General features: G+C 60.0%; 12 protein-coding genes. 4 read left to right on the top strand and 8 right to left on the bottom strand.

The window, feature by feature from the left end:
* The coding region (locus FEM54_RS13785; RefSeq protein ID WP_138451425.1) for a tetratricopeptide repeat protein at positions 1 to 559 on the top strand (559 nt) is incomplete at its 5' end.
* Between the two features lie 67 nt (positions 560 to 626).
* Here FEM54_RS13785 and FEM54_RS13780 read toward each other — a convergent pair.
* The 4 genes from FEM54_RS13780 to rpoE all read right to left on the bottom strand — a co-directional run bounded on the left by FEM54_RS13780 (position 627) and on the right by rpoE (position 4,478).
* Positions 627 to 2,066 carry a DegQ family serine endoprotease gene (locus tag FEM54_RS13780; RefSeq protein ID WP_017137331.1) on the bottom strand — a complete coding sequence of 480 codons (1,440 nt, stop codon included), beginning with the start codon at positions 2,064 to 2,066 and terminating at the stop codon, positions 627 to 629.
* 234 nt (positions 2,067 to 2,300) lie between these two features.
* Positions 2,301 to 3,260: a MucB/RseB C-terminal domain-containing protein gene (locus FEM54_RS13775; RefSeq protein ID WP_138451423.1), complete on the bottom strand. Its 960-nt coding sequence runs from the start codon at positions 3,258 to 3,260 to the stop codon at positions 2,301 to 2,303.
* A 16-nt stretch (positions 3,261 to 3,276) separates the two neighbouring features.
* A complete protein-coding gene (locus FEM54_RS13770; RefSeq protein ID WP_034096393.1) occupies positions 3,277 to 3,864 on the bottom strand; it encodes a sigma-E factor negative regulatory protein in 588 nt (195 codons plus the stop codon).
* Between the two features lie 32 nt (positions 3,865 to 3,896).
* Positions 3,897 to 4,478 carry an RNA polymerase sigma factor RpoE/AlgU gene (gene rpoE / locus FEM54_RS13765; protein WP_003172477.1) on the bottom strand — a complete coding sequence of 194 codons (582 nt, stop codon included), beginning with the start codon at positions 4,476 to 4,478 and terminating at the stop codon, positions 3,897 to 3,899.
* A gap of 462 nt (positions 4,479 to 4,940) precedes the next feature.
* Between rpoE and nadB the strand changes: the two genes are divergently transcribed.
* A complete protein-coding gene (gene nadB / locus FEM54_RS13760; protein ID WP_017137328.1) occupies positions 4,941 to 6,557 on the top strand; it encodes an L-aspartate oxidase in 1,617 nt (538 codons plus the stop codon).
* Here the strand turns inward: nadB and FEM54_RS13755 are convergent.
* Both FEM54_RS13755 and FEM54_RS13750 read right to left on the bottom strand, forming a co-directional pair.
* A complete protein-coding gene (locus FEM54_RS13755) occupies positions 6,526 to 6,972 on the bottom strand; it encodes a hypothetical protein (RefSeq protein ID WP_138451421.1) in 447 nt (148 codons plus the stop codon). The genes nadB and FEM54_RS13755 overlap by 32 nt on opposite strands.
* On the bottom strand, positions 6,956 to 7,210 hold the full coding sequence (locus FEM54_RS13750) for an FAD assembly factor SdhE (protein WP_138451419.1): 255 nt from the start codon (positions 7,208 to 7,210) through the stop codon (positions 6,956 to 6,958). Before FEM54_RS13750 ends, FEM54_RS13755 begins: the two co-directional genes overlap by 17 nt.
* Before the next feature lie 140 nt (positions 7,211 to 7,350).
* Here FEM54_RS13750 and ygfZ point away from each other — a divergent pair, with 140 nt between their 5' ends.
* Both ygfZ and FEM54_RS13740 read left to right on the top strand, forming a co-directional pair.
* A complete protein-coding gene (ygfZ, locus tag FEM54_RS13745; RefSeq protein WP_099548636.1) occupies positions 7,351 to 8,292 on the top strand; it encodes a CAF17-like 4Fe-4S cluster assembly/insertion protein YgfZ in 942 nt (313 codons plus the stop codon).
* Between the two features lie 36 nt (positions 8,293 to 8,328).
* Positions 8,329 to 9,150, top strand: coding sequence for an HDOD domain-containing protein (locus tag FEM54_RS13740; RefSeq protein ID WP_138451417.1), 822 nt, complete (start codon positions 8,329 to 8,331; stop codon positions 9,148 to 9,150).
* Here FEM54_RS13740 and FEM54_RS13735 read toward each other — a convergent pair whose 3' ends face one another.
* Entirely contained in the window at positions 9,151 to 10,536 is a 1,386-nt protein-coding gene (locus tag FEM54_RS13735) for a sensor histidine kinase (protein ID WP_138451415.1), read from the bottom strand.
* The coding region (locus FEM54_RS13730; protein WP_171045839.1) for a winged helix-turn-helix domain-containing protein at positions 10,529 to 10,643 on the bottom strand (115 nt) is incomplete at its 5' end. The genes FEM54_RS13730 and FEM54_RS13735, both read right to left, overlap by 8 nt.

The raw sequence follows: 10,643 nt of genomic DNA, 5'->3' as shown, positions 1-10,643 counted from the left end.
GGACGAGAACCCGAAAAACGATATAGCGCGTTATGGCCTGGCCATCGCGCAGATCAAGGGTACCCAGTTCAAAGAGGCGCGGGAAAGCTTGCAGCCGCTGCTGGCCAAGGCGCCCAACGACATTACCTACAACCTGGCGCAGATCGAGTTGGATATCGACAGCAACCGCCTGCCGGATGCCCAGCAACGTACTGATCGGATGCTGGCCCAGTACCCCGGCAGCTATCCGCTTAATCAGATTCGCATAGATGTGCTGCTCAAGCAGAACCGTACGGCCGATGCTGAAAAGGCACTGGACGGGTTGCTCAAGTCGCGCCCCGATGATCCGGATGTGTGGTACCAGGTGGCAGAGACTCGCGGCCTGTCCGGCAATATCATTGGTCTGCATCAGGCACGCGCCGAGTACTTTGCTTTGGTGGGTGACTTCAAGCAGGCTATTCAGCAATTGGACTTTGCCAAGCGCCGGGCCGGCAACAACTTCCCACTGTCCTCGCGTATCGACGCGCGCCAGCGTGAGCTGATCGAACAGGAACGCTTGGTGAAAGGGATGATGAGCTAAAACCATCGCCCACAAAAAAGCCCCGCTTTCGGTAACCGAAAGCGGGGCTTTTTATTGAGCTAGCGGATTACTCGGCCAGCTTGAAGGTGATGAAGCTTGCACGGCCCTGACGCAGCACGCGCATCGACACCGAGCGATTCTTCGGCAACGCTTTGGCGATGTCGGTGAATTCCTTGGTGGAGTTGATCGCCTGGTTGTTCAGGTGGGTGATCACGTCGCCCGGCTGCAGGCCGATCAAGGCGGCTGGGCCGTCCTGGACTTCTTTGATCACAACACCGCTCTTGAGGTCGAAGCTCTTCTTCTGCTCGTCGGTCAACTCAACCACGGCAATGCCCAAGCGATTGCTGCTGCGCTCAACGCCTGGCTTGGCGTTGCCCAGTGCGTCCAGGGTTGCACCCTCTTCCGGGATCGCGCCGACGGTCAGCTCAACGGTCTGGCGCTTGCCGTCACGAATCACTTCCAGCTTGGCTTTGCTGCCGGCTTTCAGAGCGCCTACCAGATGCGGCAGGTCGGCGGACATGACGATCGGCTGGCCATTCATGCTCAGGATCACGTCGCCCACTTGCAGGCCGCCCTTGGCAGCCGGGCCGTCGTCCTGAATCTGCGCGACCAAGGCACCGGCCGGCTTGTCGAGGCCGAACGATTCAGCCAGGTCTTTGTTCACTTCCTGGATCACCACACCCAACCAGCCACGGCTGACTTTGCCGCCGCTTTTGAGCTGGTTGGAAACGTCCATGGCCACGTCGATCGGGATGGCGAAGGACACGCCCATGAAACCACCGGAACGGGTGTAGATCTGCGAGTTGATCCCCACCACTTCGCCCGCCAGGTTGAACAGCGGACCACCGGAGTTACCCGGGTTGATCGGCACGTCGGTCTGGATGAACGGTACGTAGTTTTCATTTGGCAGGCTGCGACCGATGGCGCTGACGATACCCTGGGTCACGGTATGGTCGAAGCCAAACGGTGAACCGATCGCAACCACCCATTGCCCGGCTTTAAGGTCCTGGGATTTACCCAGTTTCAGTACGGGCAGGTCTTTACCTTCGATTTTCAGCAAAGCCACGTCGGAACGCGGATCGGTGCCCACCAGCTTGGCTTTCAACTCACTGCGGTCGGCCAGGCGCACGAGAATTTCGTCAGCGTCGGCAATCACATGGTTATTGGTGAGGATGTAGCCGTCTGGCGAAATAATGAAGCCCGAGCCCAGGGACTGCGCCTCACGCTGCCCGCCACCGCCGCCACGCGGGGAGCGTTGTTGCGGCATACCGCGCTCAAAGAACTCGCGCAGCATGGGCGGCAAGCCTTCCAGGTCAGGCATCTGCTGGTTCGAGACTTTGCGATCCGGCAGCTTCTGCGTGGTACTGATATTCACCACGGCAGGCGAAGCCTGCTCCACCAATTGGGTGAAGTCAGGCAGCTCGGCCGCTTGCGCGGACACTGCCTGACCCAGCACCAATACCGTGGCGACTATGGTTAGGTAAGACTTCAAACGTGGTATCGACATACAGCTCCCGTTACGACGAGCAGGGTTGAGCGACAGGGTTCAAGAAACGCCGAAAACTTCGACCGGCATTTTTGTTCCGCGAACAAAATAAGGTCAGAGCCGACAAGCTCTGACCTATAAAAAACATGGGGATGTTTTGCAAGTGAAAATACTGATCCAGAAATTTCATGCTCTCAGCCCCCAACCGCGCAAAGGCTCACATTGAAAGGTCAGGATGAACATAGGATTAACGACTCATGGCTTGGCGGCGGTCTTTTCGCCGCGCACCGACAGCGCGATGCGTTCGGCGGTGCCGATGGGGATTTCGCCTACAACCGTCACCATGACTTCGCCATCGACCGTGTTCAGACGGCGCGACACGGCCACAGTTGGGCCAAGCTGCGTGCGTGTTTCGCTCACACTCGCACCGTCGGTGGACTCAAGAAACACTGAGAAACGTGCAAGCCCGTCGTCGTACATCAGACTGTCGACAGTGGCGTGGGTCTGAGTATCTTTTCGCGAGACGCTGTTGGTGAGCTGAAAACCTGGAGGCAACCAGTCCAGATGCCATGCGTGGGTGGCGGGCACCTCGGGTGCTTTGGTGCTGGAAACAGCCACAGGTGAGCATTCGCTGCTGGGCAGTAAGTCACGATCTGATGGCGCAGCCGAAGTGTTCAGTCGAGTGAACTGGAAGCGCTCCAACAACTGACCCTGCTCATTGAGTAACAGGGACTTTAGCGGCAGCGCGGTTTCACGATCCAGGTGCAACTCAAAGCCATATCGGTATTGATCACGGGGAGTAATTGACACAATCACCGCATTCCGACCGGCCACGCGAGATTTGCCAATGACGGCCAGTTCGTAGAATTGAGTTAGTTTTTGCGGATCCAGAGCGCGCGAAGGCGCATCAGGCGAGTTGCCAAGGCCGGCAACCAAGGCGCCACTGACACACTGCGTGCGTCCATCTACGCGCACCAGTTCCTGGGCAGAGCCGTCGAGTTGCAACAGCCGCTCGCGGACGTGACCGTCTTGGACGCGATGCCAGATGTCATGGGTAGAGAAACTGCCGTTACGCTCGTAGACGAACGTACCTGCAAAGCTTTGCTGCTGTTCTGCACGCCCAAGTCGAGTCAGCCAGTCTTGGGCTTCGTCGGCATGGGCGGATAGTGCAAAACAACCACTGAGCAAAAGCGTAAGGAGCGGTATGGCGCGCATAGGGCCCCTTAGCGGTTTAGCGGTTTTCCAGGCTGGCTGCACGAGCGTATGGCAGAGCGCTTTCAGTGCCTTTCAAGGCCGATTCCTGTGCGTGTTGGCGCAGGTAGCCTGGAAGACGCTGGTCCTGCCAGCCGGATTGCCCTTGAAGTACGCCGTTGGCCATAGGGCCGGTGGCATCAGAGCTTTCCTTGTAGCCGGCCAGTACCGCTGGGCCTTTGACTTGCGGACCGGCCATGACCGGTTGCTGAGTCTGCTGGGCCAGTTCGGCACCGGCAATTTCGTCCTGGTTGTACAGGCGAACACCGGCCAACACGGCAACAGTCACCGAGGCAGCTACTGCCAGGCGACCCAGGCTACGCCATGGACCACGAGCAGCTTTTGCCGGAACGGCTTCATCGGCCAACGCGGCAGAAACGGCCGCAGCAATATCCAGACGAGGGATTAAAAGATCCTTGTGCATCACCGCCCGAGCGACTTGGTAACGAGACCAGGTATCACGGGTTTCGGCATCATCAAATGCGTTGAGCACCCGACGAAGTTCCAGTTCATCCGCTTCGTTATCCATCACTGCGGACAGCGATTCCTGCAGGGCATCACGACTCATGGCGGTTCCTCTCTTGGCTGTCGCCGCTGTCTTTAGTTTTCCTGCAACAACGGTTGCAAGGCTTTGTCGATGGCTTCCCGGGCCCGGAAAATCCGTGACCTTACAGTCCCCACCGGACATTGCATGACGCTCGCAATGTCTTCGTAACTGAGACCATCGAATTCACGTAAAGTTAACGCCGTACGCAAATCTTCTGGCAGTTGCTGAATAGTGCGATGAACGGTGCCTTCGATCTCGTCGCGCAGCAAAGCACGTTCCGGCGACTCGAGATCTTTGAGGCCGTGATCACCATCGTAAAATTCTGCATCTTCTGAACTTACATCACTGTCCGGTGGGCGGCGGCCGCGAGACACCAGATAGTTCTTCGCCGTGTTAATGGCGATGCGGTACAGCCACGTGTAAAACGCACTGTCACCGCGAAAATTGCCAAGTGCACGGTACGCCTTGATAAAGGCTTCCTGTGCAACGTCCTGCGCTTCATGGGTGTCGTGCACAAACCGCACGATCAACCCGAGAATTTTGTGCTGGTATTTCAGCACTAGCAGATCAAATGCTCGCTTGTCGCCACGTTGAACGCGCTCGACCAGCTGCTGATCCTCTTCCTGGGTTAGCATGAACACTCCTCGTTGTACTCGCAGGAGGCTTGCATAACTAAACGATCAGGCTTGCAAACATAGACTAGGACTTCTCGCAAAAGTTCTCCCCCTCCAAGCAAGTTTCCGGCATGCACTGATTTGGCACACACGAAAAACGCAGCACGGGCTAGGCCGGCTGCGCGAATAATCTTGTCGCCGGTTTTCTGACGCGTCCAATGCTCCCGACGGGCCAATAAACTCAACGTTTTCCCAGCTTTCGGGCAACCTGCTATTGAGTCGGGGCTCATGCAAAAAGTTCCCATCTCAATAGCCGGCCGATATGACCCAGCTGTGCACCGTAATTTCACATTGCCACGAATGCCCGGCTATTGTGCCGCTCCCCCCCTCTATATACTAGTGGCCCGTGTGACCCTTTGATTCGCCGATCCAGGCGTCCTGTTTGCGCCAGCCCTTTGGATCGCTTTTTGCGGAATCCTTCAAATGAGCCAACAGTTTCAACACGATGTTCTGGTGATCGGTAGCGGTGCGGCCGGCTTGAGCCTGGCACTCACCCTCCCCAGCCACCTGCGCATTGCGGTCCTGAGCAAGGGCGACCTGGCCAATGGCTCGACATTCTGGGCCCAAGGCGGTGTCGCCGCGGTACTGGACGACACCGACACAGTGCAATCCCACGTCGAAGACACCCTTAACGCCGGCGGCGGCCTGTGCAACGAGGACGCGGTGCGCTTCACCGTCGAGCATAGCCGCGAAGCCATCCAATGGCTGATCGACCAGGGCGTGCCGTTCACCCGCGACGAACACGCGGGCAGCGATGACGGCGGATTCGAGTTCCACCTGACCCGCGAAGGTGGCCACAGCCATCGCCGCATCATCCACGCCGCCGATGCTACTGGCGCCGCCATCTTCAAGACCCTGCTAGAGCAAGCCCGCCAACGCCCCAACATCGAATTGCTGGAGCAACGCGTCGCCGTCGACCTGATCACCGAAAAGCGCCTGGGCCTGGACGGCGAACGCTGCCTCGGCGCCTACGTGCTCAACCGCGCCAGTGGCGAAGTGGACACCTACGGCGCACGCTTCACCATCCTGGCCTCAGGCGGTGCCGCCAAGGTCTACCTCTATACCAGCAACCCCGACGGCGCCTGCGGTGACGGTATCGCCATGGCCTGGCGTTCAGGCTGTCGGGTGGCCAATCTGGAATTCAACCAGTTCCACCCCACCTGCCTGTATCACCCGCAAGCCAAGAGCTTCCTCATCACCGAAGCCCTGCGCGGTGAAGGTGCGCACCTGAAACTTCCCAACGGCGAGCGCTTCATGCAGCGCTTCGACCCCCGCGCCGAACTGGCGCCACGGGATATCGTGGCCCGCGCCATCGACCACGAAATGAAGCGCCTGGGCATCGACTGCGTCTACCTCGACATCAGCCACAAGCCCGAAGCCTTCATCAAGACGCACTTTCCCACCGTCTATGAGCGCTGCCTGGCGTTCAACATCGATATCACCAAAGGCCCGATCCCGGTGGTCCCGGCCGCGCACTACACTTGCGGTGGCGTGATGGTCGACCAACACGGTCGCACCGACGTGCCCGGCCTGTATGCGATCGGCGAAACCAGCTTCACCGGCCTGCACGGCGCCAATCGCATGGCCAGCAACTCGCTGCTCGAATGTTTCGTCTACGCACGCTCGGCGGCCACCGACATCCTTGAACAGCTACCCCGCATCCCGGTGCCCGCTGCCCTGCCGCGCTGGGACGCCAGCCAGGTGACCGACTCCGACGAAGACGTGATCATCGCCCACAACTGGGACGAACTGCGGCGCTTCATGTGGGACTACGTAGGCATTGTGCGCACCAATAAGCGCCTGGCACGGGCTCAACACCGCGTACGTTTGCTACTGGACGAAATCGACGAGTTCTACAGCAACTACAAAGTCAGCCGCGATCTGATCGAGTTGCGCAACCTGGCCCAGGTTGCCGAGTTGATGATCCGCTCAGCCATGGAACGCAAGGAAAGCCGCGGCCTGCATTACACCCTCGACTACCCGCAGATGCTGCCCGAAGCCCGCGACACTATTCTGGTGCCAGCCACCTACGGCGACTGAACTTCAAGCGCACCCGCAGGCGCCGGTGCACATCGGCGACCTGCGAATCCATAGGTACACAGACCGAACGCACCCACCACTCGCCCTGCACCCGATAGCGCAGCACCACGATCAGCGGCAGCGCCAGGCTGTCCGGACGCAGCTGTACGCTGTGCCAGCCGCGCTCGGCACTGAACAATTGCCAGCCATCTTCGTCACGGCGCAGGCCACGAACCGACGAACGGTGAGTCAGCAGGATATGACGCGGCAACACCCAGGCGGCATGGGCCAGGCACACCAGAATGCCGAGGCTTGCGAAGGGCAAATCAATAATCAACAAGGCATCCAGCGCGAACGCCTGGGCAAACAGATACGCCGCCAGCAACAGCCGAGAGGCCTGCCAGCGGCATTCGAAGCGATTACTTGGGCTGGACACGATCCAGAATCTTGCGAACCATGCGCTGCAGCTCCGGATCGTCAGATTCGGCGCGCTCCATGAACCAGCCGAACATGTCCTGGTCTTCGCACGTCAGCAGCCGCTCATAAAGTTCGCGATCCACCTCATCGAGTGTCGAGTACACCTCTCTGGTGAACGGCACCAGCAACACATCCAGCTCCAGCATGCCACGGCGGCTGTGCCAGTAGAGGCGGTTGATTTCTACATCTTCGACCATGGACTGCTCCTCAAATAGCGCGCAAGTATACAGGCCCGACGGCAGCGGAACACTCGGCTTTGGTCGCCCCATACGGAAACTATCCATTTGCCGGGCGCCCCTCTATGATGCACGCATGACTTTTTGACCTGCGAAGACCCATGGCCGACTCTGCATTTTTCTGCCCCCTGACACACGAAGGCGTCCTTGCCGTCCGCGGCTCCGACGCCGCCAAGTTCCTGCAAGGGCAACTGACCTGCAACCTCAATTACCTGAGCGACACCCAGGCCAGCCTTGGCGCGCGTTGTACGCAAAAAGGCCGCATGCAGTCGAGTTTTCGCATCCTGCTGCAAGGTGACGGCGTGTTGCTGGCCATGGCCACTGAGCTGCTCGAACCGCAACTGGCAGACCTGAAGAAATACGCGGTGTTCTCCAAATCCAAACTCACCGACGAAAGCGCCGCCTGGGCACGCTTTGGCCTGTCGAATGCGGATCAAACCCTGGCCACCCTTGGCCTTGAGCTGCCAACTGAAACCGACAGCGTGGTGCGCACCGACACATTGATTGCCATTCGTGTCTCCCAGAACCGCGCCGAACTCTGGGTGCCTGCCGAACACGCCGAAGGCGTACGCCAGCAATTGGCCAGCCAACTGCAACAAGCTGACTTGAATGACTGGTTGCTCGGCCAGATCCGAGCCGGCATCGGCCAGGTCATGCCGCAGACCCGCGAACTGTTTATCCCGCAGATGCTTAACCTGCAGGCCGTAGGCGGCGTCAGCTTCAAAAAAGGCTGCTACACCGGCCAGGAAATCGTCGCGCGCATGCAGTACCTGGGCAAACTCAAGCGTCGCCTGTATCGCCTGAGCCTCAATGCGGCGCAATTGCCCGAGCCAGGCACTCCGCTGTTCTCGCCCAACCATAACAGCGCGATCGGCGAAGTCGTCATCGCGGCAAAAGCTGACCATTCCATTGAACTTCTGGCCGTGCTGCAAGCCGAAGCTGCCGACAGCGGCGATGTGCACGTCGGCACCCTGGAAGGCCCCGGCTTACAACTGCTCGACCTGCCGTACCTACTGGATCGAGATAAAGAGATCCAGCGTTAATCGCCGCACCTTTTTGCAACACCCTAGAGAGCATGAATGAACAAGCTGGCGGAAAAAGTCCAACAGGCTTTGGTAACGGCCATCGACAACGATGACCTGGTTCTGCCGACATTACCGGAAGTGGCCTTGAACATTCGTCAGGCCGCGGAAGACCCGGAGATCAGCATCAGCCACTTGAGCAAAGTGATCGGTCGCGATACCGCGCTGTCGGCGCGCCTGATCAAAGTGGTGAACAGCCCGCTGCTACGCGCAACCCAGGAAGTCACTGATCTGCATACCGCCATCACGCGGCTGGGCACCAACTACAGCAGCAACCTGGCCATCGGTCTGGTCATGGAACAGATCTTCCACGCTCGCTCCGAAGTCGTCGAACTGAAAATGCGCGAAGTGTGGCGCCGCAGCCTGGAAGTGGCGGGCGTGAGTTATGCCCTGTGCCGCAACCACAGCCACCTCAAGCCGGACCAGGCCGCCCTTGGCGGGCTGGTGCATCAGATTGGCGTGCTGCCGATCCTCACCTACGCCGAAGACCGTTACGAGCTGTTGGCCGACCCGGTCAGCCTCAACCATGTCATCGACAGTATTCACCCGTTGCTGGGTGACAAACTGCTGGGTGTGTGGGATTTCCCGGAAATGCTGGCCAGGCTGCCGGGGCAGTACCTGGATTTGGAGCGTGACTCCCCAAGCCTGGACTACATCGACGTGGTGCAAATCGCCGTACTGTATTGCCACCGAGGCACCGCGCATCCATTGGCCAACGTAGACGTTACCAGCCTGCCGGCGCTCAAGAAGCTGCGCATCGACCCCTACAGCGAAACATTGCGTGCCGAGCTGGATGAAGCGCGCTCGATGTTCTATTGACTACCCCGCGATAAAACTCACCCGCACCTTCAACCCCGCCAATTCACCATCATGCAGGCTGATCTGCGCCAAATGCGCCCGGCAGATCTCGCCGACAATCGCCAGCCCCAAGCCCGAGCCCATGCCCTGCTGGCTGCGGCGGTAGAAACGTTCGAAAACCCGGTCCCGCTCATCCAGCGGGATGCCTGGGCCGTCATCTTCAACTTCCAGGATCGCCGGCGCGGTCACCCGCAGAATCACGTTCCCGCCCGATGGGGTGTGGGCCAGGGCGTTATCCACCAGGTTGCTCAGCAGTTCATTCAGCAAGGTCGGCTCACCGCGCAGCCACACCGGTTCGTCCGCCTCCAATGCCAGGGCAACGCCCCGCGCGTGGGCCAGCGGCGCCATGGCCATGCCCAGTTCCCGCGCCAGATGGCTGAGGTCAAGCAATTGCGCACCGCCCTTGGCAATCGCCCGCGCGCCGTTTTCGATGCGTGCCAGGGACAGCAATTGGTTGGCCAAGTGGGTCAGACGGTCGGTGCCTTGGGCTGCGGTTTCCAAGGTACTGCGCCACGTCGCCGGGTCGCTGCTGCGCAGGCCCAGCTCAAGCCGGGCCTTGAGCGCCGCCAGCGGGGTGCGCAATTCGTGGGCGGCGTCGGCGATAAACTGCGCCTGGCGCTCGAACTGGCCGCGCAAGCGCTCGGTGAAATGATTAAGCGAGCGCACTAACGGGCCGAACTCATGCTGCACCTCCACCAGCGGCAGCGGCCGCAAGTCGTCGGGCTGGCGTTCTTCCACGGCGGTGCGCAGGCGTTCCAGCGGGCGCAGTGCCGCACTCACGGCAAACCACACCAGCAATAACGCACCGACCGCCAGCATGCCCAGGCGCAGCAGCGTGTCGGCCATCAGGCTGCGAGCCATGCTCTCGCGAGCTTCGTCAGTTTCCGCCACGCGAATTTCCGCCATGCCGTTCATGTTCGGCTCTGACACCGCCTTGAGCAGGCTGACCACCCGCACATGCTGGCCCTGGTACATGGCGTTGTAGAACCGCGCCAACGCCGGGTAATCATCGGTGCGCGGCGTGCCCGGCGGTGGGCCAGGGAGGTTTTCGTAGCCGGAGATCAATTTTCGGTCGATGTCATTGACCTGATAATAGATCCGCCCGGCACTGTCGTAGGCGAAGGTATCCAGCGCCACATACGGCACATTGGCACTCAGGGTGCCGTCCACCTGGGTCAACCCGGCGGCGATGGTGCGCGCAGAAGCCAGCAAAGTGCGGTCATAGGCGGTGTCGGCAGCTTCGCGGCCATTCCAGTAAGCACTCATGCCGCTGGCGAGCATCAGCACCACCAGCAGCAGCGCCAGGTTCCACAGCAGCCGCCAGCGCAGGCTGCTGGGCTTATGCATCACGGGCTTCCAGCAAGTAGCCAAGGCCACGGAAGGTCACGATGGCGATGGGCTGGCCGTCGAGCTTCTTGCGCAGGCGGTGCACGTAGATTTCAATCGCGTCGGGG

The organism is Pseudomonas edaphica, from assembly GCF_005863185.1.
Taxonomy (GTDB): Bacteria; Pseudomonadota; Gammaproteobacteria; order Pseudomonadales; family Pseudomonadaceae; genus Aquipseudomonas; species Aquipseudomonas edaphica.
The sequence above is the reverse complement of the archived record's forward strand: the minus strand, read 5'-3'. Positions and strand labels throughout refer to the sequence as shown.

Bases quoted from the DNA above. Each gene is read 5' to 3' on its own strand.
- ygfZ (WP_099548636.1), top strand. From the start codon at position 7,351: ATGGCCGACTCTGCATTTTTCTGCCCCCTGACACACGAAGGCGTCCTT.
- FEM54_RS13735 (WP_138451415.1), bottom strand. From the start codon at position 10,536: ATGCATAAGCCCAGCAGCCTGCGCTGGCGGCTGCTGTGGAACCTGGCG.
- FEM54_RS13740 (WP_138451417.1), top strand. From the start codon at position 8,329: ATGAACAAGCTGGCGGAAAAAGTCCAACAGGCTTTGGTAACGGCCATC.
- nadB (WP_017137328.1), top strand. From the start codon at position 4,941: ATGAGCCAACAGTTTCAACACGATGTTCTGGTGATCGGTAGCGGTGCG.
- FEM54_RS13775 (WP_138451423.1), bottom strand. From the start codon at position 3,260: ATGCGCGCCATACCGCTCCTTACGCTTTTGCTCAGTGGTTGTTTTGCA.
- rpoE (WP_003172477.1), bottom strand. From the start codon at position 4,478: ATGCTAACCCAGGAAGAGGATCAGCAGCTGGTCGAGCGCGTTCAACGT.
- FEM54_RS13780 (WP_017137331.1), bottom strand. From the start codon at position 2,066: ATGTCGATACCACGTTTGAAGTCTTACCTAACCATAGTCGCCACGGTA.
- FEM54_RS13770 (WP_034096393.1), bottom strand. From the start codon at position 3,864: ATGAGTCGTGATGCCCTGCAGGAATCGCTGTCCGCAGTGATGGATAAC.
- FEM54_RS13750 (WP_138451419.1), bottom strand. From the start codon at position 7,210: ATGGTCGAAGATGTAGAAATCAACCGCCTCTACTGGCACAGCCGCCGT.